The organism is Streptococcus sp. 596553 (assembly GCF_900411395.1).
GTDB classification, from domain to species: Bacteria; Bacillota; Bacilli; order Lactobacillales; family Streptococcaceae; genus Streptococcus; species Streptococcus mitis_BA.
Genome location: NZ_OXCQ01000004.1, coordinates 73679 through 99065, shown reverse-complemented (window position 1 = coordinate 99065; position 25387 = coordinate 73679). Strand labels below are relative to the sequence as shown.

28 protein-coding genes and 1 pseudogene are annotated in these 25387 nt (G+C 42.7%); 10 read left to right on the top strand and 19 right to left on the bottom strand.

Annotated elements, in window-relative coordinates:
* Positions 1 to 19: 19 nt before the first annotated feature.
* The gene (gene rpmB / locus DSY56_RS05765; protein WP_001140948.1) at positions 20 to 208 is read right to left on the bottom strand and encodes a 50S ribosomal protein L28; all 189 of its coding nucleotides are present in this window, start codon (positions 206 to 208) and stop codon (positions 20 to 22) included.
* Between the two features lie 204 nt (positions 209 to 412).
* Between rpmB and DSY56_RS05760 the strand changes: the two are divergent.
* Positions 413 to 574 (top strand): annotated as a pseudogene (locus DSY56_RS05760) (helix-turn-helix domain-containing protein); the annotation flags it as partial.
* A 59-nt stretch (positions 575 to 633) separates the two neighbouring features.
* Here DSY56_RS05760 and DSY56_RS05755 read toward each other — a convergent pair.
* The gene (locus DSY56_RS05755; protein ID WP_234990556.1) at positions 634 to 972 is read right to left on the bottom strand and encodes a glycosyltransferase; all 339 of its coding nucleotides are present in this window, start codon (positions 970 to 972) and stop codon (positions 634 to 636) included.
* A 501-nt stretch (positions 973 to 1473) separates the two neighbouring features.
* Positions 1474 to 3018: a peptide chain release factor 3 gene (locus DSY56_RS05750; RefSeq protein WP_054393235.1), complete on the bottom strand. Its 1545-nt coding sequence runs from the start codon at positions 3016 to 3018 to the stop codon at positions 1474 to 1476.
* A gap of 212 nt (positions 3019 to 3230) precedes the next feature.
* Between DSY56_RS05750 and gatC the strand changes: the two genes are divergently transcribed.
* From gatC to nusB, 6 genes are all read left to right on the top strand, one after another.
* Positions 3231 to 3533 carry an Asp-tRNA(Asn)/Glu-tRNA(Gln) amidotransferase subunit GatC gene (gatC, locus tag DSY56_RS05745; protein WP_000705419.1) on the top strand — a complete coding sequence of 101 codons (303 nt, stop codon included), beginning with the start codon at positions 3231 to 3233 and terminating at the stop codon, positions 3531 to 3533.
* Complete coding sequence (gene gatA, locus DSY56_RS05740; protein ID WP_112444413.1) at positions 3533 to 4999, top strand: Asp-tRNA(Asn)/Glu-tRNA(Gln) amidotransferase subunit GatA; 1467 nt, start codon at positions 3533 to 3535, stop codon at positions 4997 to 4999. Before gatC ends, gatA begins: the two co-directional genes overlap by 1 nt.
* Positions 4999 to 6441, top strand: coding sequence for an Asp-tRNA(Asn)/Glu-tRNA(Gln) amidotransferase subunit GatB (gene gatB, locus DSY56_RS05735; RefSeq protein WP_112444411.1), 1443 nt, complete (start codon positions 4999 to 5001; stop codon positions 6439 to 6441). Before gatA ends, gatB begins: the two co-directional genes overlap by 1 nt.
* Before the next feature lie 131 nt (positions 6442 to 6572).
* Positions 6573 to 7133, top strand: a complete 561-nt coding sequence (efp, locus tag DSY56_RS05730) for an elongation factor P (protein WP_000568643.1) — start codon at positions 6573 to 6575, stop codon at positions 7131 to 7133.
* Positions 7134 to 7154: 21 nt separating this feature from the next.
* Positions 7155 to 7544, top strand: a complete 390-nt coding sequence (locus DSY56_RS05725; protein WP_050975866.1) for an Asp23/Gls24 family envelope stress response protein — start codon at positions 7155 to 7157, stop codon at positions 7542 to 7544.
* Positions 7537 to 7962 carry a transcription antitermination factor NusB gene (nusB, locus tag DSY56_RS05720; RefSeq protein WP_112444409.1) on the top strand — a complete coding sequence of 142 codons (426 nt, stop codon included), beginning with the start codon at positions 7537 to 7539 and terminating at the stop codon, positions 7960 to 7962. The genes DSY56_RS05725 and nusB overlap by 8 nt, the downstream gene beginning before the upstream one ends.
* A 219-nt stretch (positions 7963 to 8181) precedes the next feature.
* Here the strand turns inward: nusB and DSY56_RS05710 are convergent, their stop codons facing one another.
* The 13 genes from DSY56_RS05710 to DSY56_RS05645 all read right to left on the bottom strand — a co-directional run bounded on the left by DSY56_RS05710 (position 8182) and on the right by DSY56_RS05645 (position 18846).
* Entirely contained in the window at positions 8182 to 8949 is a 768-nt protein-coding gene (locus DSY56_RS05710; RefSeq protein WP_112444407.1) for an acetyl-CoA carboxylase carboxyl transferase subunit alpha, read from the bottom strand.
* A complete protein-coding gene (gene accD / locus DSY56_RS05705; RefSeq protein WP_020902990.1) occupies positions 8946 to 9812 on the bottom strand; it encodes an acetyl-CoA carboxylase, carboxyltransferase subunit beta in 867 nt (288 codons plus the stop codon). Before accD ends, DSY56_RS05710 begins: the two co-directional genes overlap by 4 nt.
* A gap of 36 nt (positions 9813 to 9848) precedes the next feature.
* Positions 9849 to 11216, bottom strand: coding sequence for an acetyl-CoA carboxylase biotin carboxylase subunit (gene accC, locus DSY56_RS05700; RefSeq protein WP_061759874.1), 1368 nt, complete (start codon positions 11214 to 11216; stop codon positions 9849 to 9851).
* Between the two features lie 11 nt (positions 11217 to 11227).
* On the bottom strand, positions 11228 to 11650 hold the full coding sequence (fabZ, locus tag DSY56_RS05695) for a 3-hydroxyacyl-ACP dehydratase FabZ (RefSeq protein WP_000565515.1): 423 nt from the start codon (positions 11648 to 11650) through the stop codon (positions 11228 to 11230).
* A complete protein-coding gene (gene accB, locus DSY56_RS05690; protein WP_112444405.1) occupies positions 11647 to 12132 on the bottom strand; it encodes an acetyl-CoA carboxylase biotin carboxyl carrier protein in 486 nt (161 codons plus the stop codon). Before accB ends, fabZ begins: the two co-directional genes overlap by 4 nt.
* Before the next feature lie 2 nt (positions 12133 to 12134).
* Entirely contained in the window at positions 12135 to 13370 is a 1236-nt protein-coding gene (gene fabF / locus DSY56_RS05685; RefSeq protein ID WP_112444403.1) for a beta-ketoacyl-ACP synthase II, read from the bottom strand.
* Between the two features lie 20 nt (positions 13371 to 13390).
* Positions 13391 to 14122, bottom strand: coding sequence for a 3-oxoacyl-[acyl-carrier-protein] reductase (gene fabG, locus DSY56_RS05680; RefSeq protein ID WP_112444401.1), 732 nt, complete (start codon positions 14120 to 14122; stop codon positions 13391 to 13393).
* A gap of 40 nt (positions 14123 to 14162) precedes the next feature.
* Entirely contained in the window at positions 14163 to 15086 is a 924-nt protein-coding gene (gene fabD / locus DSY56_RS05675) for an ACP S-malonyltransferase (RefSeq protein WP_112444399.1), read from the bottom strand.
* Entirely contained in the window at positions 15079 to 16053 is a 975-nt protein-coding gene (fabK, locus tag DSY56_RS05670; RefSeq protein ID WP_112444397.1) for an enoyl-[acyl-carrier-protein] reductase FabK, read from the bottom strand. Before fabK ends, fabD begins: the two co-directional genes overlap by 8 nt.
* Positions 16054 to 16275: 222 nt before the next feature.
* Complete coding sequence (locus tag DSY56_RS05660) at positions 16276 to 16500, bottom strand: acyl carrier protein (protein ID WP_000257838.1); 225 nt, start codon at positions 16498 to 16500, stop codon at positions 16276 to 16278.
* 58 nt (positions 16501 to 16558) lie between these two features.
* A complete protein-coding gene (locus DSY56_RS05655; RefSeq protein ID WP_112444395.1) occupies positions 16559 to 17533 on the bottom strand; it encodes a beta-ketoacyl-ACP synthase III in 975 nt (324 codons plus the stop codon).
* Positions 17533 to 17967 carry a fatty acid biosynthesis transcriptional regulator FabT gene (gene fabT / locus DSY56_RS05650; protein WP_112444393.1) on the bottom strand — a complete coding sequence of 145 codons (435 nt, stop codon included), beginning with the start codon at positions 17965 to 17967 and terminating at the stop codon, positions 17533 to 17535. The genes DSY56_RS05655 and fabT overlap by 1 nt, the downstream gene beginning before the upstream one ends.
* Before the next feature lie 93 nt (positions 17968 to 18060).
* Positions 18061 to 18846 carry an enoyl-CoA hydratase gene (locus DSY56_RS05645; protein ID WP_112444391.1) on the bottom strand — a complete coding sequence of 262 codons (786 nt, stop codon included), beginning with the start codon at positions 18844 to 18846 and terminating at the stop codon, positions 18061 to 18063.
* Between the two features lie 208 nt (positions 18847 to 19054).
* Here DSY56_RS05645 and DSY56_RS05640 point away from each other — a divergent pair, with 208 nt between their 5' ends.
* From DSY56_RS05640 to serS, 3 genes are all read left to right on the top strand, one after another.
* The gene (locus DSY56_RS05640) at positions 19055 to 20419 is read left to right on the top strand and encodes an aspartate kinase (RefSeq protein ID WP_112444389.1); all 1365 of its coding nucleotides are present in this window, start codon (positions 19055 to 19057) and stop codon (positions 20417 to 20419) included.
* Between the two features lie 2 nt (positions 20420 to 20421).
* Positions 20422 to 20793, top strand: a complete 372-nt coding sequence (locus tag DSY56_RS05635) for a DUF956 family protein (RefSeq protein ID WP_000079349.1) — start codon at positions 20422 to 20424, stop codon at positions 20791 to 20793.
* A 213-nt stretch (positions 20794 to 21006) separates the two neighbouring features.
* Positions 21007 to 22281: a serine--tRNA ligase gene (gene serS, locus DSY56_RS05630; protein ID WP_112444387.1), complete on the top strand. Its 1275-nt coding sequence runs from the start codon at positions 21007 to 21009 to the stop codon at positions 22279 to 22281.
* A gap of 23 nt (positions 22282 to 22304) precedes the next feature.
* Here serS and DSY56_RS05625 read toward each other — a convergent pair whose 3' ends face one another.
* From DSY56_RS05625 to DSY56_RS05615, 3 genes are all read right to left on the bottom strand, one after another.
* Complete coding sequence (locus DSY56_RS05625; RefSeq protein ID WP_112444385.1) at positions 22305 to 23204, bottom strand: TDT family transporter; 900 nt, start codon at positions 23202 to 23204, stop codon at positions 22305 to 22307.
* A gap of 109 nt (positions 23205 to 23313) precedes the next feature.
* Positions 23314 to 23862 carry a carboxymuconolactone decarboxylase family protein gene (locus DSY56_RS05620; RefSeq protein ID WP_033686525.1) on the bottom strand — a complete coding sequence of 183 codons (549 nt, stop codon included), beginning with the start codon at positions 23860 to 23862 and terminating at the stop codon, positions 23314 to 23316.
* Positions 23863 to 23993: 131 nt separating this feature from the next.
* On the bottom strand, positions 23994 to 25316 hold the full coding sequence (locus tag DSY56_RS05615; protein WP_112444382.1) for an alanine/glycine:cation symporter family protein: 1323 nt from the start codon (positions 25314 to 25316) through the stop codon (positions 23994 to 23996).
* Positions 25317 to 25387 lie beyond the last annotated feature (71 nt).

Genomic DNA, 25387 nt, shown 5'->3' with positions numbered 1-25387 from the left:
GGTCTCCTTGCTTTTATTATTAAACACGTTCAACTTTACCTGATTTCAAAGCACGAGCTGAAGCCCAAACTTTTTTAGGTTTACCATCGATAAGAACAGTAACTTTTTGAAGGTTTGGTTTTACGGCACGTTTTGTTTGGTTCATCGCGTGTGAACGGTTGTTTCCTGATACAGTCTTACGACCTGTAAAGTAACATACTTTAGCCATTGTGTTTTCCTCCTATTAGATCTAATATAGCGGATGTGCTAGCACCACATACCGTACTATGTTATCACACTTTCTTCATTTTTGCAAGGGAATTGGAAGATTTTTTTATTTATTTGTGATTCGAATGTGATAATGTCTTTAGTAAATCGAACGTGAAAATGTCCCATTTGGTAGAATAGTCATATGAAAAGGATCCAACTAAATATGAATGAAATGAAAAAATATCTTGTGATAAAAGCTATAGCCCAAGGAAAGAAAACAAAGAAACGGGCCTGTGTCGAACTCAATCTTTCTGAAAGACAAATCAATCGTCTGCTACTAGCCTATCAACAGAAAGGAAAAGAAGCCTTCAGACACGGAAACAGAGAATTGGAAGATTTTTTATTTGTGTCTTAAATCAGATTTTACGTGACATTTTCTGCTCTTCACATGTCATTGTTGATTAACAAAAAACCAGCATTGAAAATAGGTGTATAAAAATCATCTCTAACTGCTACTAAGGAGATGCCTGTAAGGTCTAAGTACCACAGCTCATCTATCGGTTTTCTTACGATAATATCCAAGTCTAAATACAGTACACGAACCTCACTTACATACTTTGGAAGAAAATACCTAAAGAAGGTAGCGTAAGAAAGTCCCTCAAAGGGCAAACGATAATCTTTCAGAATACTACTGTCAATCGGAAGATCATCATTAAAAATATAAAACTTCCGATTATTATAATGAACACACAGGGACTTTATTGTTGTTTCAACTTTATTCATACTGAGCATTACCTGCGCCTAAGACAATCGCTTTTTTCTCTTCTTTCACTCTTTATCTCATTTCTTTTTATTCCCATCATATGTTTGGGGAGCTTACTTTCCATTATGACGGCAAAGCGTTTAGATAAGGCTATTTTTTACACCACGACACGGGGCTTGGCAAATCGATTCCATTTGCCAAACGTAGTTAGTAAAGCAGTTAGCTAGACCACTCACTACCAGTTACGACGGAAAGTTTTACGAATCTATACCATTCGTGGACTTTGCCTAGTGAAGCGTTTAGGTAAGGCTATTTTTTACATTACGACACGGAGTTTTACAAATCGATCCTATTTGCCAAACGTAGTTAGTGAGGCAGTTACCGCTTGCTAACTGTTACGACGTAAAGTTTTACGAATCGATATTATTCGTAAAACTTTACTAGTGGAGCGCCTAGCCAAGTTCCATAGAAACTTGGCGTTAGTTACTTAGATTGTTACACAATCAAGTAACTTTGGCGATCTACATTTTTTCTTCCAACTCTACATCTGGATACTTGTCCGCAAACCAACGGAGGGCAAAGTCATTTTCAAAGAGGAAGACTGGTTGGTCAAAGCGGTCTTTAGCCAAGATATTGCGACTTGACGACATGCGTTCATCCAAGTCCTCAGGCTTGATCCAACGAACGGTCTTTTTCCCCATTGGGCTCATGACGACTTCCGCATTGTACTCGCCCTCCATACGGTGCTTAAAGACTTCAAACTGGAGTTGACCTACAGCTCCCAGCATATACTCGCCTGTTTGGTAATTCTTATAAAGCTGAATAGCCCCCTCTTGCACCAGTTGCTCAATCCCCTTGTGGAAGGATTTTTGCTTCATGACATTCTTGGCAGAAACTTTCATGAAAATCTCAGGTGTAAAGGTTGGCAGTGGTTCAAATTCAAATTTGTTTTTCCCAACTGTCAAGGTATCCCCAACTTGATAAGTACCTGTATCGTATACACCGATAATATCACCCGCCACGGCATTGGTTACATTCTCACGACTTTCCGCCATAAACTGAGTAACATTTGACAGCTTAGCTCCCTTACCAGTACGAGGCAGGTTGACACTCATACCACGCTCAAATTCGCCTGATACGATACGGACAAAGGCAATACGGTCACGGTGACGAGGGTCCATGTTGGCTTGGATTTTAAAGACAAATCCTGAGAAATCCTTGTCGTACGGATCCACAACTTCACCGTCTGTTTTCTTGTGTCCATGTGGTTCTGGAGCAAACTTGAGGAAGGTCTCAAGGAAGGTCTGCACACCAAAGTTTGTCAAAGCTGAACCAAAGAAGACAGGTGTCAATTCTCCAGCAAGGATAGCTTCCTCTGAAAACTCATTTCCAGCTTCATTTAAAAGTTCAATATCATCTTTGACTTGCTCGTAGAAAGGATTGCTACCAAAAAGCTTGTCCCCATCTTCTAGACTAGCAAAACGCTCATCCCTTTTGTAGAGCTCCAGGCGTTGGTTATAGAGATCATACAAACCCTCAAAAGCTTTCCCCATCCCGATTGGCCAGTTCATAGGGTAGCTAGCAATTCCCAAGACTTCTTCCAATTCTTGCAAGAGGTCCAGTGGCTCACGTCCGTCACGGTCTAGCTTGTTCATAAAGGTAAAGACTGGAATGCCACGGTGTTTGACAACCTCAAACAACTTCTTAGTTTGGGCCTCGATACCCTTGGCAGAATCCACGACCATGACCGCAGCATCCACCGCCATCAAGGTACGATAAGTATCTTCTGAGAAGTCCTCGTGCCCTGGTGTGTCTAGGATATTCACGCGCTTGCCATCGTAGTCAAACTGCATAACAGATGAAGTAACCGAAATCCCACGTTGCTTCTCGATATCCATCCAGTCAGACTTGGCAAAAGTCCCTGTTTTCTTTCCTTTAACCGTACCAGCCTCACGAATCTCGCCCCCAAAGTAGAGCAACTGCTCAGTAATAGTAGTTTTCCCCGCGTCAGGGTGGGAGATGATGGCAAAGGTACGGCGTTTCTTAATTTCTTCTTGAATATTCATAAGTTCTCTTTCTTTGATTCTCTATTTTCCTTGTTTCGATAGCTAAGAATGATTTTTACATTGGATTTTACCATTCCTTTCAACACTCCATTATATCGGATTTTAGCATTTTTTTCAATTTCTATTTCTTTTCACTTCCCCCTCCCTTATTTATAGGAAAATATGGTAAAATAGAACAGACTAAAAATCATCATTTCACGAAAGGATGCAAGATGAAAATTACGCAAGAAGAGGTAACACACGTTGCCAATCTTTCAAAATTAAGATTCTCTGAAGAAGAAACTGCTGCCTTTGCGACTACCTTGTCTAAGATTGTTGACATGGTTGAATTGCTGGGCGAAGTTGACACTACTGGTGTCGCACCTACTACAACCATGGCTGACCGCAAAACTGTACTCCGCCCTGATGTGGCCGAAGAAGGTACAGACCGTGACCGCCTGTTTAAGAACGTACCTGAAAAAGACAACTACTATATCAAGGTACCAGCTATCCTAGACGATGGAGGAGATGCCTAATGACTTTCAACAATAAAACCATTGAAGACTTACACGATCTCCTTGTCTCTAAGGAAATTTCTGCAACTGAATTGACCCAAGCAACCCTTGAAGATATCCAATCTCGCGAGACAGCTATCAACGCTTTCGTCACAATCGCTGAGGAACAAGCTCTTGCTCAAGCCAAAGCTATTGATGAAGCTGGAATTGACGCTGACAATGTCCTTTCAGGAATTCCACTTGCTGTTAAGGATAATATCTCTACAGACGGCATTCTCACAACTGCTGCCTCAAAAATGCTCTACAACTATGAGCCAATTTTTGATGCGACAGCCGTTGCCAATGCAAAAGCCAAGTGTATGATTGTCGTAGGGAAAACCAACATGGACGAATTTGCCATGGGGGGGTCAGGTGAAACTTCTCACTACGGTGCCACTAAAAATGCTTGGGACCACAGCAAGGTTCCTGGTGGATCATCAAGTGGTTCTGCTGCAGCTGTAGCCTCAGGACAAGTCCGCTTATCACTTGGTTCTGATACGGGTGGTTCTATCCGCCAACCTGCTGCCTTCAACGGGATTGTTGGTCTCAAACCAACCTACGGAACAGTTTCTCGTTTCGGTCTCATTGCCTTCGGTAGCTCATTAGATCAAATCGGACCTTTCGCACCAACTGTTAAGGAAAACGCCCTCTTGCTCAACGCTATTGCCAACGAAGATGCAAAAGACTCTACTTCTGCTCCTGTCCGCATTGCCGACTTTACTTCAAAAATCGGTCAAGACATCAAGGGCATGAAAATCGCTTTGCCTAAGGAATATCTCGGTGAAGGAATTGACCCAGAAGTTAAAGAAACCATCCTGAATGCCGCTAAGCACTTTGAGAAACTTGGTGCTATCGTTGAAGAAGTCAGCCTTCCTCACTCTAAATACGGGGTTGCCGTATACTACATCATCGCTTCATCTGAAGCTTCATCAAACTTGCAACGCTTTGACGGTATCCGTTACGGCTACCGCGCAGAGGATGCGACTAATCTTGATGAAATCTATGTAAACAGCCGTAGCCAAGGTTTCGGTGAAGAAGTGAAACGTCGTATCATGTTAGGTACTTTCAGTCTTTCATCAGGCTACTACGATGCCTACTACAAGAAGGCTGGTCAAGTCCGTACCCTCATCATCCACGATTTCGAAAAAGTCTTCGCGGATTACGACTTGATTTTGGGTCCAACTGCTCCTAGTGTTGCCTATGACTTGGACTCACTCAACCATGACCCAGTTGCCATGTACTTGGCTGACCTCTTGACCATCCCAGTCAACTTAGCTGGTCTACCAGGAATTTCGATTCCTGCTGGATTCTCTCAAGGTCTACCTGTCGGTCTACAATTGATTGGTCCTAAATATTCTGAGGAAACCATTTACCAAGCTGCTGCTGCTTTTGAGGCAACAACAGACTACCACAAACAACAACCTGTGATTTTTGGAGGTGACAACTAATGAACTTTGAAACAGTCATTGGACTTGAAGTCCACGTAGAGCTCAACACCAATTCAAAAATCTTCTCACCTACTTCTGCCCACTTTGGAAATGACCAAAATGCCAACACTAACGTGATTGACTGGTCCTTCCCAGGAGTTCTGCCAGTTCTCAATAAAGGGGTTGTCGATGCTGGTATCAAGGCTGCTCTTGCCCTCAACATGGACATCCATAAAAAGATGCACTTTGACCGCAAGAACTACTTCTATCCTGATAATCCAAAGGCCTACCAAATTTCTCAGTTTGATGAGCCAATCGGCTATAATGGTTGGATTGAAGTCGAGCTAGAAGACGGTACAACTAAGAAAATCGGTATCGAACGTGCCCACCTAGAGGAAGACGCTGGTAAAAACACCCACGGTACAGACGGCTACTCTTACGTTGACCTAAACCGCCAAGGGGTGCCATTGATTGAGATTGTATCTGAAGCTGACATGCGTTCGCCAGAAGAAGCCTATGCTTACCTAACAGCCCTCAAGGAAGTTATCCAGTACGCTGGCATTTCTGACGTCAAGATGGAAGAAGGTTCTATGCGTGTGGATGCTAATATTTCTCTTCGTCCTTATGGTCAAGAAAATTTCGGTACCAAGACTGAGTTGAAAAACCTCAACTCCTTCTCAAACGTTCGTAAGGGTCTTGAATACGAAGTTCAACGCCAGGCTGAAATTCTTCGCTCAGGTGGTCAAATTCGCCAAGAAACACGCCGTTATGACGAAGCTAACAAGGCAACCATCCTCATGCGTGTCAAGGAAGGTGCTGCAGACTACCGCTACTTCCCAGAACCAGACCTACCTCTCTTTGAAATCTCAGATGAGTGGATTGAGGAAATGCGAACTGAGTTGCCAGAGTTCCCAAAAGAACGCCGTGCGCGCTACGTATCCGACCTTGGTTTATCAGACTACGATGCTAGTCAGTTGACTGCAAACAAAATCACTTCTGATTTCTTTGAAAAAGCTGTTGCCCTTGGTGGTGATGCCAAACAAGTCTCTAACTGGCTCCAAGGTGAAGTCGCTCAGTTCTTGAATGCCGAAGGCAAGACACTGGAACAAATAAAATTGACACCAGAAAACTTGGTAGAAATGATTGCCATTATCGAAGACGGCACTATCTCTTCTAAGATTGCTAAGAAAGTCTTTGTCCACCTAGCTAAAAATGGCGGAGGCGCGCGTGAATACGTGGAAAAAGCAGGTATGGTCCAAATCTCAGATCCAGCTGTCTTGATTCCAATTATCCACCAAGTCTTTGCCGATAACGAAGCTGCCGTTGCCGACTTCAAGTCAGGCAAACGTAACGCAGACAAGGCCTTCACAGGATTCCTTATGAAAGCAACCAAAGGTCAAGCCAACCCACAAGTTGCCCTTAAACTACTTGCCCAGGAATTGGCGAAGTTGAAAGAAGATTAATATGTAAAAGAAACCAGCCCTGAGGTTGGTTTTTTTCTCCCCTACCATCTCCCAATAACTATTTTGGCTTTATTTCCAGAAGATTTTATGGTAAAATGAAGAGTAATAATATTTATTAAAGAGGTAAAAACATGATTGAAGCAAGCAAATTGAAAGCTGGTATGACATTTGAAACTGCAGACGGAAAATTGATCCGCGTTTTGGAAGCTAGCCACCACAAACCAGGTAAAGGGAACACGATCATGCGTATGAAATTGCGTGATGTCCGTACTGGTTCTACATTTGATACAAGCTACCGTCCAGAAGAAAAATTCGAACAAGCTATTATCGAAACTGTTCCAGCTCAATACTTGTACAAAATGGATGAAACTGCCTACTTCATGAACACTGAAACTTACGACCAATACGAAATTCCAGTCGTAAACGTTGAAAATGAATTGCTTTACATCCTTGAAAACTCTGATGTGAAAATCCAATTCTACGGAACTGAAGTAATCGGTGTAACTGTACCAACTACTGTTGAATTAACAGTTGCTGAAACACAACCATCTATCAAAGGTGCTACTGTTACAGGTTCTGGTAAACCAGCGACTATGGAAACTGGACTTGTTGTCAACGTTCCAGACTTCATCGAAGCTGGACAAAAATTGATCATCAACACTGCAGAAGGAACTTACGTTTCTCGTGCCTAATCTCTAGAAAGAGGTCATTCTATGGGAATTGAAGAACAATTTGGCGAAATCGTTATCGCTCCACGTGTACTTGAAAAAATCATTGCCATCGCAACTGCTAAAGTTGATGGTGTCCACTCATTTTCAAATAAATCCGTATCTGACACCCTATCAAAACTCTCTCTTGGTCGTGGCGTCTACTTAAAAGAAAGCAACGAAGAACTAACTGCTGACATCTATCTCTATCTTGAGTACGGTGTGAAGGTACCAAAAGTTGCTATGGCTATCCAAAAAGCTGTTAAGGACGCTGTTCGTAATATGGCTGATGTGGAACTTTCTATTGTCAACATTCACGTTGCGGGAATAGTTCCGGATAAAACTCCGAAACCAGAGTTGAAAGATTTGTTTGACGAGGACTTCCTCAATGACTAGTCCACTATTAGAATCCAGACGTGAACTTCGTAAATGCGCTTTTCAAGCTCTTATGAGCCTTGAATTCGGTACAGATATGGAAACGGCTTGTCGCTTTGCCTACACACATGACCGTGAAGATGCTGATGTGCAAATCCCAGCCTTTCTTCTAAACTTGGTTTCTGGTGTTCAAGCTCAAAAAGAAGAGTTGGATAAACAAATCAACCAGCACCTCAAGTCAGGCTGGACAGTTGAACGCTTGACCTTGGTCGAAAAAAACTTACTACGCTTAGGAATCTTTGAAATCACATCATTTGATACACCTCAGCTGGTAGCAGTCAATGAAGCTATTGAACTTGCTAAGAATTTTTCAGATCAAAAATCAGCCCGCTTTATCAACGGACTGCTTAGTCAATTTGTAACAGAAGAAAATGAATAATCGAAAAGGTGTTTGGTTTTCCTAGCACCTTTTACTTCATCCTTGATACAGAGTAAGAACCACATAAAAACTAGAACTGACTGCCAGTTCTAGTTTTTATGTATTCTAAAGAATTATACTCAATGAAAATCAAAGAGCAAACTAGGAAGCTAGCCGTAGGCAGTACTTGAGTACGGCAAGGCGAAGCTGACGTGGTTTGAATTTGATTTTCGAAGAGTATTAGTATTTTCTAAACCGTTGATAGCGCTCTTCCAACAGCTCTTCTAGCGGTTTTTGTGAAAGTAGAGCTAGCTCATCTTGGAGTTCTTTTTTGACACTCTTAATCAGTTCCTTACTAGAACGTCCTGCTTCAGAAATCACCTTATCTACCACGTCCATTTCTAACAGCTCATGTGAAGTGATTTTCATCAGTTCTGCCGCTTCCATGGCACGGCTGCCATCCTTCCATAGAATGGAAGCAAAGCCTTCTGGACTAAGAATGGCATAAATAGAATTTTCCAGCATCCAGACACGGTCTGCGACTGCTAGAGCCAGAGCCCCACCTGAACCACCTTCACCGATAATAATGGCGATAATCGGAACTTTCAGGTCACTCATTTCCATGAGATTGCGAGCGATAGCTTCCCCTTGACCACGTTCTTCTGCTCCGACACCAGGATAGGCTCCTGCTGTATTGATAAAGGTCACAACTGGACGGCTAAACTTTTCAGCCTGTTTCATCAACCGCAGAGCCTTACGGTAGCCTTCTGGATGCGGTTGTCCAAAATTCCGTTTTAGATTATCTTGTAAACTCTTGCCTTTTTGGATACCAACCACTGTTACAGCTTGATCTCCAAGCCAACCAATACCACCAACAACTGCACCATCATCACGAAAAGAACGGTCACCGTGTAATTGGATAAATTTATCAAAAATGCCTGTCGCAAAGTCCAAGCTTGTCAAGCGACTCTGCTCACGCGCTTCTCTGACTATTTTTGCAATATTCATCTAGGACTCCCTCCGTGCAATCTGACTAGGCTAGCAATGGTATCTGGCAAGTCTCTTCTTTTGACAATCGCATCCACAAAGCCATGTTCCAATAGGAATTCCGCCTTTTGGAAATCCTCAGGCAAGCTTTCACGAACCGTATTTTCAATGACACGACGCCCAGCAAAACCAACCAAACTTTGTGGTTCAGCTAGAATGATATCGCCTTCCATAGCGAAAGAAGCTGTTACACCACCTGTCGTTGGATCTGTCAAAATGGTCAGGTAAAAGAGACCAGCATTTGAATGCCGTTTAACCGCTGCAGAAATCTTGGCCATCTGCATGAGACTCATAATTCCTTCCTGCATACGGGCTCCACCAGAGGCTGTGAAGAGGACAACTGGCAATTTTTCAACAGTCGCATACTCAAACAAGCGAGTGATTTTTTCCCCTACAACTGTACCCATAGAAGCCATGATAAAGTTGGAATCCATTATCCCAAGAGCCACAGTCTGACCCTTAATAAGAGCTGTTCCTGTCACAACAGCTTCATCCAGCCCTGTTTTTTCACGCATGGTTGCTAGTTTCTTTTGATAACCAGGGAAATGCAAGGGATCCTTACTTTCAATCCCTGTAAACAATTCCTTGAAGGTTCCCATATCAATCGTCAAAGCCAAGCGTTCTTGGGCAGAAATACGAAAGGTATAGCTACAGTGCGGACAGATACGCTCACTTCCCAGATCCTTCTGATAAATGGTATGCTTACAACCCGGACACTGGGAGAATAATTCATCTGGAACCTCTGGCTTAGCTTGAGGTTTTTCCCTAACCGAACGATTGGGATTGATTCGAATATACTTATCTTTTTTACTAAATAGAGCCATTGATTCCCCTTTTCGGTTTAAACTCTTGAAATCATTTTATTCTTTTTCTTGATACTTGGGTAAAAAGGTTTCCATCAAGAAGGAAGTATCATAATCTCCAGCAATGACATTGCGATCTGAAATGAGGTCAAGCTGGAAATCTGCATTGGTCTGCACCCCTTCAATCTCTAATTCATAGAGAGCACGTTGCATTTTCATCAAGGCATCAAAACGATTTTCACCGTGAACGATGATTTTAGCAATCATACTATCATAATAAGGTGGAATGGTATAACCTGGATAAACTGCTGAATCCACGCGCAAGCCAACTCCTCCACTTGGAAGATAGAGATTGGTGATCTTACCTGGACTTGGGGCAAAGTTAAAGGCTGGATTTTCTGCATTGATACGACACTCGATGGCATGACCGCGTAGGACAATATCTTCTTGCTTAACAGACAAAGGCTGACCTGCCGCAATGCGAATCTGTTCCTTAACGATATCCACACCTGAAACAAACTCTGTTACTGGATGTTCTACTTGTACACGAGTATTCATTTCCATGAAGTAGAAATTGCTACTTGCTTCATCAAGCAAAAACTCAATGGTTCCTGCATTCTCATAGCCAACAGACTCTGCAGCTCGAACAGCCGCAGCACCTATTTCATGACGTAGCGTTTTTCCGATTGCAATCGAAGGACTTTCTTCTAAAACCTTTTGGTTATTCCGTTGAAGAGAGCAATCCCGTTCCCCCAAGTGGATTACATTCCCGTGTTCATCTCCTAGGATTTGAACCTCGATGTGACGAGCTGGATAGATAACCCGTTCTATGTACATGGCACCATTGCCATAATTGGCCTTGGCTTCACTAGAGGCGGTCTCAAAAGCTGATACGAGGTCCTCTGGTTTTTCAACCTTACGAATCCCTTTACCACCTCCACCTGCTGAAGCCTTGAGCATAACAGGATAGCCAATTTTTTCAGCAACAATCAAGGCTTCCTCAGAGTTATGCACTTCTCCATCTGAACCTGGAATGACAGGCACACCAGCCTTAATCATCTGAGCACGCGCATTGATTTTATCCCCCATCATATCCATGACATGACCAGATGGGCCGATAAACTTGATACCAACTTCTTCACACATGGTCGCAAATTTGGAATTTTCACTGAGAAATCCAAAACCGGGGTGAATGGCTTCTGCTTCAGTCAAGACTGCAGCCGATAGAACCGCATTGATATTGAGATAAGACTCTGTTGCCTTACCAGGGCCGATACAAACTGCTTCATCTGCTAAAAGCGTATGAAGGGCTTCCTTATCAGCAGTTGAATAAACCGCCACCGTCGCAATCCCCAATTCACGCGCCGCACGAATAATACGAACCGCAATTTCACCACGATTGGCAATTAAAATTTTTCGAAACATGGAGAACCTCCTTAGTTCCCAATTGCAAAGGTAAGAGTACCACTAGCTGCAAGCTTGCCATCCACTTCAGCCTTTGCTTCAACCACGGCTATGGTGCCACGACGTTTTACAAAAGTCGCTGTCATAACCAATTGGTCGCCTGGTACAACTTGCTTCTTGAATTTGACCTTATCCATACCAGCGTAAAAGACCAGTTTTCCTTTATTTTCAGGTTTTGACAACTCCAACACACCAGCTGTTTGCGCCAAGGCTTCCATGATCAGAACACCTGGCATAACTGGATATTGAGGAAAGTGACCGTTAAAGAAAGGCTCGTTGATGGTCACATTTTTGATAGCAACAATAGTATCCTCGCTCACTTCCAACACACGGTCCACTAGGAGCATAGGATAACGGTGGGGAAGGGCTTCTTTGATTCCTTGAATATCGATCATTTGATGCGTACCAATCCTTTACCAAACTCAACCATTTCTTCGTTAGAAACAAGAATTTCCGTTACCACACCATCCTTAGGAGCTGGGATTTCATTCATGACTTTCATGGCTTCGATAATCACTAGTGTTTGACCTTTTTTGACACTATCACCAACTGTAACGAAGGCAGGTTTATCTGGGCCAGCAGCCAAGTAAGCCACCCCAACAAGTGGGCTCTCTACAATATCTCCCTCAGCAGCCACACTTGCTTCAGCTGGCGCTGAAGTTTCTTCCACTACAGTTTCTGCTGGAGCAGATGTAGGAGCTACTGGACTCGGTGTTGCTTGAACGGGTGCTGGAGCGACTTGAGCTGTAACTTCAGGCACAAGTCTAGCTTCATTCTTGCTGAACTGCAACTCATCCGTCCCATTTTTATAAGAAAATTCTCTCAAACTTGACCGGTCAAATTGGGCCATCAAGTCTTTAATATCGTTTAAATTCATACTTATTTATTCTCCCAACGTTTGAAAGCAAGAACTGCATTGTGGCCACCAAAACCAAAGGTATTTGAAATAGCGTATGGAATTTCTTGCTCCAAGCCTTGTCCATAAACGACATTGGCTTCGATATAGTCTGATACTTCGCTTGTGCCAGCTGTCATTGGTACAAAGTTATGACGCATAGCTTCAATTGTGACGATAGCTTCTACCGCACCTGCAGCACCTAGCAAATGTCCTGTGAAAGACTTGGTTGATGATACAGGCACTTCCTTACCAAGAACAGCTACGATCGCACCACTTTCTCCTTTTTCATTAGCAGGAGTTGATGTTCCGTGAGCATTGACATAGGCTACTTGCTCTGGAGAAATCTCAGCTTCTTCCAAGGCTAGTTTGATGGCCTTGATAGCTCCTTGACCTTCTGGATGTGGTGAAGTCATGTGGTAGGCATCACAGGTATTTCCATAACCAACCACTTCAGCAAGGATAGTTGCCCCACGTTTTTCAGCGTGTTCCAGACTTTCAAGAACCAACATCCCTGAACCTTCACCCATAACAAAACCGTTACGGTCCTTATCAAATGGAATAGAAGCACGAGTTGGATCCTCTGTAGTAGAGAGAGCTGTCAGGGCTTGGAAACCAGCAATAGCAAAAGGGGTAATAGAAGCTTCTGAACCACCTACCAACATAACATCTTGGAAACCAAACTTAATTGAGCGGAAGGCATCCCCAATCGCGTCATTTGATGAAGCGCAGGCAGTATTGATGGATTTACAAACACCGTTTGCTCCAAAACGCATAGCAACATTTCCTGAAGCCATATTTGGCAAGGCTTTTGGAAGGGTCAATGGTTTCACACGTTTTGGTCCTTTGTCATTTAGGCGAAGCACTTGATCTTCAATTTCTTTGATTCCACCAATACCTGAGGCAACAATAACACCAAAACGATCTTTATCAAGGGCCTCTACATCAAGACCTGCATGATTGACAGCTTCTTGAGCTGCATACAAGGCATATAAAGAATAGTTATCGAAACGATTAGTATCTTTCTTTACAAAGTATTTATCAAAAGGAAAATCTTGGATTTCTGCCGCATTATGCACATCAAAGTCACTATGATCAAATTTTGTAATTTGACCAATTCCGATTTTTCCACTTGTCAAACTATTCCAAAATTCTTCTGGTGTATTTCCGATTGGAGATGTTACTCCATAACCTGTTACTACTACGCGATTTAGTTTCATCTTTTTTACCTCTAGCTTCTCTACATACTGAGGCCACCATCAATGGCAACCACTTGACCAGTTAGATAATCTTGGCCTGCTAAAAATACTGTCAAATCTGCAACCTGCTCTGCCTGACCAAATTCTTTCATAGGAATTTGCGCCAGCATGGCATCTTTTACCTTGTCTGATAGGACAGCTGTCATATCAGACTCAATCATTCCTGGTGCAATAGCATTAACCCTGATATTGCGATTGGCCACTTCACGCGCCACAGACTTGGTAAAACCAATCAAGCCAGCCTTAGAAGCAGCATAGTTAGCTTGACCGATATTTCCCATCAAACCAACAACACTAGACATATTAATGATAGCACCTTCTCTGGCTTTTATCATCGGTTTCAAGACTGATTGTGTCATGTTAAAGGCACCAGTCAGATTCACTTTAAGCACTTTTTCAAAATCTGCTTCTGTCATCTTGAGCATCAGGGTATCTTGGGTAATCCCTGCATTGTTGACCAAAACATCTACTGAACCCAGCTCTACAATAGCTTGATCAACCATACGCTTAGCGTCTGCAAAATCTGACACGTCTCCTGATATAGGAACCACCTTGACACCATAGTCTGCAAACTCAGCGAGCAATTCTTCTGAAATGGCACCACGACTGTTTAAAACAATGTTGGCTCCTGCTTGAGCAAACTTGTGGGCAATGGCAAGACCAATACCACGACTCGAACCTGTAATAAAGATATTTTTATTTTTTAGTTGCATTCTTTTCTCCTGTTTCCTCTTATATTTGTGGGAGAAGGGATTACTCGTTTTCTAGCAAGGCTTCCAAACTCGCCTGATCTTCAACATTAGCTAGTTTAGCCGTTTTATCAATTTTTTTGACAAAGCCTGACAAGACTTTCCCCGGTCCAATCTCGATAAAGTTGGTTACTCCTGCTTCTTGCATAACTGCAATACTTTCATAAAAACGAACTGGTTCCTTGACCTGACGCGTCAAGAGTTGAGCAATGTCTTCTTTTTTCATAACTGTAGCTTCTGTATTGCCGACTAGGGGACAAGTGAAATCTGAAAAACTTACCTGAGCTAGAGTTTCAGCTAGTTTCTGACTAGCAGGCTCAAGGAGAGCGGTATGAAAGGGACCTGAAACCTTGAGAGGAATCAAGCGTTTAGCTCCTGCTTCCTGCAAGAGTTCAACAGCTCGATCAACTGCAGCCACTTCTCCACCAATCACGATTTGTGCAGGTGTATTATAGTTGGCTGGGGTAACCACTCCAAGTTCAGAAGCTTTTTGACAGACTTCTTCAATAACCTCTACTGGCGTATTGAGAACCACTACCATCTTGCCAGAGCCAGCAGGAGCCGCTTCTTCCATATAGGCGCCACGCTTAGCGACCAAGGCTACCGCATCTTCAAAATCCAAGGTGCCACTGGCCACCAAGGCAGAATATTCCCCAAGAGACAAACCAGCAACCATATCAGGCTGATAGCCCTTTTCTTGCAATAAACGGTAAATAGCAACTGAAGTCGCTAAAATAGCTGGTTGCGTATAGCGGGTATGGTTAAGTTTTGCTTCTTCCGTATCAATGAGATAACGCAAATCATAACCGAGTACCTGACTCGCTTGATCAATCGTTTCTTTGACAATAGAGTAGTGATCATAGAGATCCCGTCCCATACCTAGATACTGGGCACCTTGGCCAGCAAATAAAAAGGCCGTTTTAGTCATTTCTTACAACTCCTGCCCAACGAGAGGCTTCTTCTTGAATTTTCTTAGCTGCTCCGTAATACAAATCTTTTAAGATTTCTTCAACGGTTTCTTCTTTGGAAACAAGCCCTGCAATCTGACCTGCCATAACAGATCCGCCATCCACATCACCGTGAACAACTGCTTTGGCTAGTGCACCTGCTCCCATTTGTTCAAAAATTTCTAAATCTGGATTTTCTTGTTTAAAGGCATCTTTCTCAGCTTTTTCAAAATCACGAGTCAATTGGTTTTTAATAGCTCGAACAGCATGTCCAAAGTGTTGAGCTGAAATCGTAGTATCAATATCTCTAGCTTTTAAAATTTTGGCCTTATAATTTGGATGGGCATTAGACTCTTTTGCAACGACAAAGCGAGTTCCAACCTGAACAGCCTCTGCACCTAGCATAAAGCCAGCCGCAGCACCTTCACCATCCGCAATCCCTCCTGCAGCAATAACAGGGATAGATACAGCTGCCGCCACTTGACGCACCAAGGTCATGGTTGTTAATTTACCGATATGTCCCCCAGCTTCCATTCCTTCTGCGATAACAGCGTCCGCACCAATTTTTTCCATTCGTTTAGCTAGGGCAACACTTGGTACAACAGGAATGACTGTAATCCCTGCTTCATGAAATCGTTCCATGTATTTACCAGGATTTCCTGCGCCTGTTGTCACTACCTTAACACCTTCCTCGATAACAAGGTCTACAATATCTTCCACAAAGGGAGACAAGAGCATGATGTTGACACCAAAGGGTTTATCCGTTAATGATTTGATTTTGTCAATATTTGCCTTGACAACTTCTTTAGGGGCATTCCCCCCACCGATAATCCCTAGTCCTCCAGCCTTGGAAACAGCCCCTGCCAAATCACCATCAGCGACCCAGGCCATTCCTCCTTGAAAAATAGGATACTCAATATTCAATAATTCTGTAATACGCGTTTTCATAGTGCCTCCATCGTTTCTTGCTTACGTAATAGTTCGATACTGTCATAATTTGAAAATCAAACTATTGCCTAAACAAGAGGGAGCGGGTTTCCCTACTCCTTCTATTCATATTCTGCTTATACTCTTCGAAAATCAAATTCAAACCACGTCAGCGTCACCTTGCCGTACTCAAGTACAGCCTGAGGCTAACTTCCTAGTTTGCTCTTTGATTTTCATTGAGTATTATTTTGTTTGCTCTTCAACGTAGGCAACCAAGTCACCAACTGTTTTCAAGTCATCTTCTGCTTCGATTTGGATATCAAAAGCATCTTCGATTTCTGAGATTACTTGGAACAAGTCCAATGAATCTGCGTCCAAATCATCAAAAGTTGATTCAAGTGTTACTTCTGATGCGTCTTTTCCAAGTTCTTCAACGATAATTTCTTGTACTTTTTCAAATACTGCCATGATAGGACTCCTTTAAAATAAATAGTTTTTTATAACAATGTGTTCACCACATGATTACCTAAATTGTAAGAATGAGTGTGCCCCATGTCAAGCCTCCACCGAAGCCTGATAGTAGAACAGTCTGGCTACCATCTAAAGGGATGAGACCTTGTTCCACACACTCTGAAAGTAAAATCGGGATACTGGCTGCACTGGTATTGCCATATTCCATCATATTGGCTGGAAGTTTGGCTCGGTCGACGCCGATTTTTCTAGCCATCTTATCCAAAATACGGTCATTAGCCTGATGAAGTAGCAGATAATTCAAATCTGTCGCCTCTATAGGAGATTCTTCAATAGTTTGTTTGATAGACTTGGCTACATCCCGAATAGCAAAATCAAAGACTGCGCGTCCATCCATCTTCAAAAATGAATCTGCACTTTCTTGATCTGAAAATGGAGAATGCAGGCCTGAATGTCCATAGGTTAGACACTCGCTTCGTGAACCATCGCTATTGAGACTCTCAGCTAGGAAATGTTGCTTATCGCTAGCTTCTAACAAGACACCACCAGCACCATCTCCAAACAAAACAGCTGTTGATCGGTCCGACCAATCGACTGCTTTAGAGAGGGTTTCACTGCCAATCACCAAGCCTTTTTGAAAGCGACCAGAAGCGATAAATTTTTCAGCAGTTGAAAGAGCAAATACAAATCCACTGCAGGCAGCTGTTAGGTCAAAAGCAAAGGCCTTATTAGCACCAATATTAGCTTGAACACGAGCAGCTGTAGAGGGCATCATCGAATCAGGAGTAATGGTAGCTAGGATGATAAAATCCAGCTCCTCTCCTGTGATTCCAGCTTTTGTCATCAGTTTCTTAGCAACTTCCGTAGCCAAATCACTGGTAGATTCTGTTCTTGAAATATGCCTTTGTCGTATTCCCGTCCGACTTGAAATCCACTCATCATTGGTATCCATAATCTGAGCCAAGTCGTGATTTGTAACCACTTGCTCTGGCACATAATGAGCAACCTGGCTTATTTTTGCAAAAGCCATTATTTCAAATCCTCCAAAAATTGGTAAAGATTGGTCAAACCTTTGCTCATAACATCAATTTCTTGCTTACTCATACCATCAATGATTTTTTCAACCATGGCCTTGTGGAAGCGTTTATGCAACCTATGAACCAAGCGACCCTTCTTTGTCAAATGTAGATGCACCACACGACGATCCTGCTCTGAGCGAATGCGTTCAATGTAACCCTTGCGTTCGAGATTATTCAAACTAGTCGTAACTGTCCCAAGAGTCACCATCAGCTCTTTTGACACTTGACTTGGTGTCACGTCTGGGAATTTCCCAATCACATCAATCGTATGCATTTCTTTGATGGAGATATCCTTGAAACGACTACCTCTCAAGCTCACTTCCTCAATGACAAGGACATTGTTAAATATAGATGTTAAATATTCATTAATTCGTTGGTAGTCCATTTTTCATATCCCTCCTTCTCAAAAAAACTTTTACAATCAAAACATTTGACAAGAGAATTATATCAAAGTTCAAAGAATGATGCAAGTATTTTTTTATTTTCCTGTAAATTTAGGCCGTCTTCTCTCCGAATGAGCTCGCACTCCTTCTTTGAAATCCTCTGTTTGAGCTAAGGATTCCTGTAGGTTCAGTTCTAAAGTAGCATAATCTTGCCAGTCTTTAAATTGGCTCTCCCAAACCAACTTCTTAATGGCTGCATAGGAATTACTTGAACCACGTCTTAATTTTTTAAGAAGCTGTTCTCTCGTCTTTTCAAGTTTATCAGCTTCACAGACGCGGTAAACCAGCCCCCACTCTAGAGCTTTTTGTGCTGTCAAAGCCTCACCTGTCATAGCTAATTGAGCAGCACGCGTCACACCAATACTGCGGCTCAAGAGATGAATCCCTCCTGCATCCGGAGCCAAACCAACGCCGACAAAGGCTTGGATAAACTTAGCCTTATCCGTTGCAAGACAGAAATCTGCAGCTACAGCCATATTGGCTGCAGCACCTGCAACAGCTCCATCAACCTCCATCAAGACAGGTTTAGCAATTTGCTTGATTTTATAAGAAATCGTATTGACCAATTCTGCGATTTTCGTCAATGATGGAATATCATCCTCATCCACTGCCCGCTTCATCTCTACCAAATCTCCCCCAACAGAGAAGACCTTTCCCTTGGCATTGATCAAGATAAAATGCACAGCTGGATCCTCTTCTGCCAGAGTCAGTGCTTCTAAAATTTCCTCACACATGGGAATATGAAAACCATTCGCGACCTCAGGACGGTTTAAGGTAAGGATTGCCAAATCTTCTTCAAGCTGATAAATAATATGTTCCATCAGGACTCCTTTTATTTTATAAGCGATTTAAATTATTTTATTTTCAAAGTATATCTTTTTTAAAATCAGAAAGCAAGAAAAAATCAACTGAAAGTGTCTCAGCCGATTAGAAAGGCTCGCTTTATACTAGAAAGCATCTTATTTTCTTCATTGAAAAAAGGCTTTCTTTCTGCTATAATCGTATAAAATACTTACTTTAGGAGTTCTTATGAAAGTTGTTAAATTTGGAGGTAGCTCTCTTGCCTCTGCTGGTCAATTAGAAAAAGTTTTAAACATCGTTAAAAGCGATCCAGAGCGCCGTTTTGTAGTTGTTTCTGCACCTGGGAAACGCAATGCCGAAGATACTAAGGTTACGGATGCCTTGATTAAATACTACCGCGACTATGTTGCTGGTAACGATATTAGCAAGAGTCAAAACTGGATTATCGACCGCTATGCTGCTATGGTTAGTGAACTAGGTCTTAAACCAGCTGTACTAGAAAAAATTTCTAAAAGCATTCGTGCCTTAGCCACTCTTCCTATTGATGAAAATGAATTTCTCTACGATACTTTCCTAGCAGCTGGTGAAAATAACAATGCTAAGTTAATCGCTGCCTACTTTAATCAAAACGGGATCGATGCACGCTATGTGCACCCTAGAGAAGCTGGTATTGTGGTCACAAGTGAACCTGGTCACGCTCGCATCATTCCATCAAGTTATGACAAGATTGAAGAATTGACAAATGCAAATGAAGTCCTTGTCATTCCTGGTTTCTTTGGAGTTACCAAGGAAAATCAAATCTGTACCTTCTCACGTGGAGGATCAGACATTACAGGTTCTATCATTGCTGCCGGTGTTAAGGCCGATCTCTATGAAAACTTTACAGACGTTGATGGTATCTTTGCAGCCCACCCTGGTATTATTCACCAACCACACTCTATCCCAGAGTTGACCTACCGTGAAATGCGTGAGTTGGCCTATGCAGGCTTCTCAGTCCTTCATGACGAAGCCCTTCTACCTGCCTACCGTGGAAAAATTCCTCTGGTTATCAAGAATACCAACAATCCTGATCATCCAGGTACTCGTATCGTTCTAAAACATAGTAGTGATGAATTCCCAGTTGTGGGAATTGCTGGTGACTCTGGCTTTGTCAGCATTAATATGTCTAAATACCTCATGAACCGTGAGGTTGGATTTGGACGCAAAGTTCTTCAAATCCTTGAAGATCTTAACATCGGTTGGGAACATATGCCAACAGGTATCGACGATCTTTCAATCATCCTCCGTTCTCGCGAACTAACTCCTATCAAGGAAGAAGAAATCCTTCGTCAGTTGGTTCAAAAGGCTGAAGTAGACCATGCAGAAATCGAGCACGACCTTTCAATCATTATGATTGTTGGAGAAAAGATGAAGAGCCATATCGGAGTAACTGCTACTGCGACACGTGCTCTATCTGAAAATAAGATCAACATCCAGATGATGTCTCAAGGTTCTAGTGAAGTATCTATTATGTTTGTTGTCCATAAGGACCAAGAGAAAGCAGCTATTAAAGCCCTCTACAATGCCTTTTTCGGTGAAAGTAAGGAAGACTAAGCATGGCCCAATCTCTTAACAAAACAGTGCTTCTCAATACGACAGGCACCTCCTACCTCTCTATAGCTGGGAAAGTTGGGAAATTCCTTGTCGGAGATCAGGCTTTGGAATTTTACCCCGATGTCAATGTTGAACAATTTATCCAGATTCCTTGGAGCCATATCAACCAAATTGGAGCTAATGTCACTGGTCGCAAAATCAGTCGCCACTTCGAAGTCTTTACAGACAGAGGAAAATTCCTCTTTGCTTCAAAAGACTCAGGTGCCATTCTCAAAATTGCTCGTGAAAAACTGGGCAATGACAAGGTCGTCAAGCTTCCAACTCTGATTCAGACCATTGGTCAAAAATTTAAAAATTTATTTGCAAAAAAGTAGAAACTTTAGTATAATCATAGCAACGGATAAGTAGGTTATCTTCTTCTTTCAGAAAGTCTGCGGATGCTGCGAGCAGATAGGAGGGATAGGTGAAATTCTACCGTTAGTAACAATTGCATACACAATCAAGTGCACACCTGTGAAGTTGGATGGAACCGTGGCCCTGCCACTCCAACGCTTTGTCAGGTGTGCTTTTTTCATAAAGGAGTTCTTATGTTAGATATCAAACGTATTCGTACAGACTTTGATGCTGTCGCAGAAAAATTGGCTACACGTGGTGTAGATGCTACTGTCTTGAATGAAATGAAAGAAATCGATGCTAAACGTCGTGACATCTTGGTCAAGGTTGAAACTCTCAAGGCAGAACGCAACACAGTTTCTGCTGAGATTGCCCAAGCTAAGCGCAACAAGGAAAATGCAGATGACAAGATTGCTGCCATGCAAACCCTATCTGCTGAGGTTAAAGCTTTGGATGCTGAATTGGCAGACATCGATGCTAAATTGACAGAATTTACCACTACTCTTCCAAATATCCCAGCTGACAGCGTTCCTGTTGGGGCTGACGAAGACGACAATGTGGAAGTTCGCCGTTGGGGTACTCCACGCGAGTTTGATTTCGAACCTAAAGCTCACTGGGATCTTGGCGAAGACCTTGGTATCCTTGATTGGGAACGTGGGGGTAAAGTAACCGGCGCTCGCTTCCTCTTCTATAAAGGTCTCGGCGCTCGTTTGGAACGTGCCATCTACAACTTTATGTTGGATGAACATGGAAAAGAAGGCTATACAGAAGTCATCACACCTTACATGGTTAACCATGATTCTATGTTTGGGACTGGTCAATATCCAAAATTCAAGGAAGATACTTTTGAACTCAGCGATAGCAATTATGTCCTTATCCCTACAGCTGAAGTTCCTCTGACAAACTACTACCGTGATGAAATCCTTGATGGTAAAGACCTGCCAATCTACTTTACTGCTATGAGCCCATCATTCCGTTCCGAGGCTGGTTCTGCTGGTCGTGATACTCGTGGCTTGATTCGTTTGCACCAATTCCACAAGGTTGAAATGGTTAAATTTGCCAAGCCAGAAGAATCTTACGAAGAATTGGAAAAAATGACAGCCAACGCTGAAAATATCCTTCAAAAACTCAACCTTCCATATCGTGTCGTTGCTCTCTCTACAGGAGATATGGGCTTCTCAGCTGCTAAAACTTACGACTTGGAAGTTTGGATTCCAGCACAAAATACCTACCGTGAAATTTCAAGCTGTTCAAATACAGAAGATTTCCAAGCCCGTCGTGCCCAAATCCGTTACCGTGATGAAGCAGATGGCAAGGTGAAATTGCTCCATACCTTGAACGGTTCTGGACTTGCAGTTGGACGTACAGTGGCTGCTATTCTTGAAAACTACCAAAATGCAGATGGTTCTGTGACCATCCCAGAAGTTCTTCGTCCATACATGGGTGACGCTGAAGTTATCAAACCATAAAAATAAGGCCTAGCTATTTCTAGCTAGACCTTTTTTCGTAACCAAATCAAATAAGCACCTAATACAAAGAGCAAAATGATTAGGCAAATAACAGTTTCAGCCACTACCAAATAATCCAAAAATGGAAGTTTCAAGATTCCCTGAGCCATCTTAAGCGAAGTAGCTGTGATAATGGTCGGGAAGGTGAGGGCTGAAAAGGCTGGTTGAAAGCCTTGTTTTAAAATATTGGGCAGGCGAGTCAAAACAAAGAAAAAGAAGGATTGAGAAAGCAAGATCATGACAATCAAGACCCAGGTTTGTAGGCTGGCTCCTCCAACCCGAACCAGAGAAGCCAAGAGTAGAGAGAAAGGAGCACAGTAGATTCCTTCTTGCCCAAGCAAGGCTAGTGGGAGCGGATGTTTCTTTAAATCGCTATAAATAAGGGGATAGAGATAGAAGGTTAGGAGAAAACCAAAACTCAAGGTCGCATAGGCAATTTCGATGATACCTACAAGAGGATAGGTCAAGGCTGCTACTGCTATCCCCACATAGAGAACCGTCCAGCTAGGAGTCGCATGAACCCTCCGCCCCGGATAGGCAAATTTAATGGTGAAACCAGCAATCAAGAACAAATCCAAGAGAAATGAAAACCACCAAAGTCCTTGCGCTACCAAAGGGAAATGAGGGAAGACTCGAAAGACATAAGTCGATAAAATCATCCCAGCCATGGGAAAGGTCGCCATTCCTGACAAAAGAGGAGGCTTGGTCAATTCTCGCTTGGTTTCCTTCCAATTAAACAGATGCAAAATCAGAAAGTAAATCCACAAAACCAAACCTGTCAGACTCAACAGATGGGACAGAACTGGCAACGTATCTAAAATAAGATTTCCAGCTCCTGCCAAACCTAGCAAACAACCAGAAAATACCAAGGGGAGTTTTTTCATCCTAACCTCCAATAATCATGTTAGTTTCAGTATAGCATAAAAGCGCTTAAATGAGGTGCTAAAAAAACGAAGTCCGATTATTTCAGACTTCATTTTACTCAGATATGAATTAGGCATAAGGTTGCAATTCTGGGTTAATTGGTGTATTGGCTAGGTTGTTGGCATAGTTACAGAGGCTTGCTAGGCTGACACCAAGAACCACATCCAAGGCATTTTGTTGGGTGTAGCCAGCTTCTAAAAATTCACCCAAGGCTTCATCTCCTACACGACCCTTGGTATTGATAACTGCCAAAGTAAACTTAGCCAGAGTGTCTAATTTAGGATCTGTTTCGATTGGAGTACGATTGCGAAGGGCTTGCAGAAGGTCATCATTCATCTGGATTTGTTTGATGGAAAAAGCTGTGTGACCTGCCACGCAGAAAGCACAACCATTAGTTACAGCTGCCGTGATTTGCACCACTTCACGCTCAACTGGTGTCAGGCTATTGCGACGGTTGATGGCTCCGACAGTTCTGTAGGCTTCTAAGGCGGTAGGTGCATTAGCCAAGAGACCGATTAGGTTGGGAATATAGCCATTGTTATCTTTTTCTACTGTTTCAAGAACTTCTTTTACTTCTGCTGGTGCTGATTCGACTGTATGGATAGTAAATGTTGTCATCATAAAACCTCTTTTCATGTTGTTGAAATCTAGTCTATCACAGATTCTATACCGTGTATAATATATATTTTAAATTGCACTGATAGAAATTTTTTATGAAAGCAAAAAATCACACGCGATGTGTGATTTCATTATTTGTCAAAATACTTTTTAGTCTCAGCAATAACGACTGGCGATAAAACTAAGAGGGCAATCAAATTTGGCAGAGCCATCAAGGCATTGACAATATCTGCGATAATCCAAACCATATCCAACTCGATAAATCCTCCCAACAAGACCATGAGTACAAAGACCACACGGTAGAGCCAGATAAAGCGAACCCCAAAGAGGAACTCGAAACAGCGTTCTCCATAGTAGTTCCAACCAAGAATCGTTGTAAAGGCAAAGAGAACAAGGAAGATGGTTAAGAGGGCAGGTCCAAAGTGTGAAAAGACTGTTGAGAAGGCTGACTGAGTCAAAGCCACTCCATTCAAGTCACCACTCCAAACACCAGTTACCAAGATGGTCAAACCAGTCAGAGTACAGATAATGAGGGTGTCAATAAAGGTTCCTGTCATGGAAATCAAACCTTGCTCTACTGGTTCATTTGTCTTAGCCGCAGCAGCTGCAATGGGAGCAGAACCCAGACCAGATTCATTTGAGAACACACCACGCGCCACACCATTTTGAATAGCCATCCGAACGCTAGCACCAGCAAATCCACCTACCGCAGCAAGGGGATTAAAAGCTGAGGTAAAGACTAAAGCAATTGTAGAAGGAATTTTCCCGATATTAAAGAAAATAACTGTAAGAGTTCCTAAGATATAAATGATAGCCATAAAAGGCACAACAGTAGTTGAAACCTTTGAAATGGACTTGAGTCCGCCAAAGACTGCAATCGCTACAAAGACAGACAAGACGAGAGCAGTGATAGCTGGCGAAATAGTCGTTGTATTCTGGATAGATTCTGTAATCGAGTTAACTTGAGTGAAGGTTCCGATTCCCAAGAGAGCAACCAGTACTCCTGCTACTGCAAACAAAACAGCAAGTGGACGCCACTTTTTTCCCATCCCTAGAAGGATATAATGCATGGGACCTCCCGCTACTGCACCATGGTCGTCCTTGGTGCGGTATTTGATGGCCAAGAGTCCTTCCGCATACTTGGTAGCCATTCCAAAGAAAGCCGCCATCCACATCCAAAAGAGGGCTCCAGGCCCCCCCACCTTGATAGCCGTCGCAACCCCTATGATATTCCCTGTTCCAACGGTTGATGCCAAGGCTGTACACAGAGCTGCAAAACTGGATACATCCCCATGTCCCTTATCCTGGATAAAAATAAGCTGAAAGGCCTTGGGCAGACGCAAAACCTGCAAGAGTCCTAGCCGAATAGTTAGGTAAAGCCCTGTTCCGACCAATAAAATCAAGAGGGGCGGTCCCCAAGCAAAAGCATCGATTGATTTAAGCAATTCTAACATTTCCTTCTCCTATCTTTTCAACCCCAAAAGAAAGAGCACATGCAAGATACATGTACTCTGGAATGCTTAGA

Bases quoted from the DNA above. Each gene is read 5' to 3' on its own strand.
- DSY56_RS05755 (WP_234990556.1), bottom strand. From the start codon at position 972: ATGAATAAAGTTGAAACAACAATAAAGTCCCTGTGTGTTCATTATAAT.
- fabZ (WP_000565515.1), bottom strand. From the start codon at position 11,650: ATGATCGATATTCAAGGAATCAAAGAAGCCCTTCCCCACCGTTATCCT.
- gatA (WP_112444413.1), top strand. From the start codon at position 3,533: ATGACTTTCAACAATAAAACCATTGAAGACTTACACGATCTCCTTGTC.
- DSY56_RS05645 (WP_112444391.1), bottom strand. From the start codon at position 18,846: ATGGAACATATTATTTATCAGCTTGAAGAAGATTTGGCAATCCTTACC.
- nusB (WP_112444409.1), top strand. From the start codon at position 7,537: ATGACTAGTCCACTATTAGAATCCAGACGTGAACTTCGTAAATGCGCT.
- fabK (WP_112444397.1), bottom strand. From the start codon at position 16,053: ATGAAAACGCGTATTACAGAATTATTGAATATTGAGTATCCTATTTTT.
- rpmB (WP_001140948.1), bottom strand. From the start codon at position 208: ATGGCTAAAGTATGTTACTTTACAGGTCGTAAGACTGTATCAGGAAAC.
- DSY56_RS05710 (WP_112444407.1), bottom strand. From the start codon at position 8,949: ATGAATATTGCAAAAATAGTCAGAGAAGCGCGTGAGCAGAGTCGCTTG.
- DSY56_RS05640 (WP_112444389.1), top strand. From the start codon at position 19,055: ATGAAAGTTGTTAAATTTGGAGGTAGCTCTCTTGCCTCTGCTGGTCAA.
- DSY56_RS05615 (WP_112444382.1), bottom strand. From the start codon at position 25,316: ATGTTAGAATTGCTTAAATCAATCGATGCTTTTGCTTGGGGACCGCCC.
- serS (WP_112444387.1), top strand. From the start codon at position 21,007: ATGTTAGATATCAAACGTATTCGTACAGACTTTGATGCTGTCGCAGAA.
- gatB (WP_112444411.1), top strand. From the start codon at position 4,999: ATGAACTTTGAAACAGTCATTGGACTTGAAGTCCACGTAGAGCTCAAC.
- accD (WP_020902990.1), bottom strand. From the start codon at position 9,812: ATGGCTCTATTTAGTAAAAAAGATAAGTATATTCGAATCAATCCCAAT.
- efp (WP_000568643.1), top strand. From the start codon at position 6,573: ATGATTGAAGCAAGCAAATTGAAAGCTGGTATGACATTTGAAACTGCA.
- fabT (WP_112444393.1), bottom strand. From the start codon at position 17,967: ATGGACTACCAACGAATTAATGAATATTTAACATCTATATTTAACAAT.
- gatC (WP_000705419.1), top strand. From the start codon at position 3,231: ATGAAAATTACGCAAGAAGAGGTAACACACGTTGCCAATCTTTCAAAA.
- DSY56_RS05635 (WP_000079349.1), top strand. From the start codon at position 20,422: ATGGCCCAATCTCTTAACAAAACAGTGCTTCTCAATACGACAGGCACC.
- fabD (WP_112444399.1), bottom strand. From the start codon at position 15,086: ATGACTAAAACGGCCTTTTTATTTGCTGGCCAAGGTGCCCAGTATCTA.
- accC (WP_061759874.1), bottom strand. From the start codon at position 11,216: ATGTTTCGAAAAATTTTAATTGCCAATCGTGGTGAAATTGCGGTTCGT.
- accB (WP_112444405.1), bottom strand. From the start codon at position 12,132: ATGAATTTAAACGATATTAAAGACTTGATGGCCCAATTTGACCGGTCA.
- DSY56_RS05660 (WP_000257838.1), bottom strand. From the start codon at position 16,500: ATGGCAGTATTTGAAAAAGTACAAGAAATTATCGTTGAAGAACTTGGA.
- fabF (WP_112444403.1), bottom strand. From the start codon at position 13,370: ATGAAACTAAATCGCGTAGTAGTAACAGGTTATGGAGTAACATCTCCA.
- DSY56_RS05750 (WP_054393235.1), bottom strand. From the start codon at position 3,018: ATGAATATTCAAGAAGAAATTAAGAAACGCCGTACCTTTGCCATCATC.
- DSY56_RS05625 (WP_112444385.1), bottom strand. From the start codon at position 23,204: ATGAAAAAACTCCCCTTGGTATTTTCTGGTTGTTTGCTAGGTTTGGCA.
- DSY56_RS05620 (WP_033686525.1), bottom strand. From the start codon at position 23,862: ATGACAACATTTACTATCCATACAGTCGAATCAGCACCAGCAGAAGTA.
- DSY56_RS05655 (WP_112444395.1), bottom strand. From the start codon at position 17,533: ATGGCTTTTGCAAAAATAAGCCAGGTTGCTCATTATGTGCCAGAGCAA.
- DSY56_RS05725 (WP_050975866.1), top strand. From the start codon at position 7,155: ATGGGAATTGAAGAACAATTTGGCGAAATCGTTATCGCTCCACGTGTA.
- fabG (WP_112444401.1), bottom strand. From the start codon at position 14,122: ATGCAACTAAAAAATAAAAATATCTTTATTACAGGTTCGAGTCGTGGT.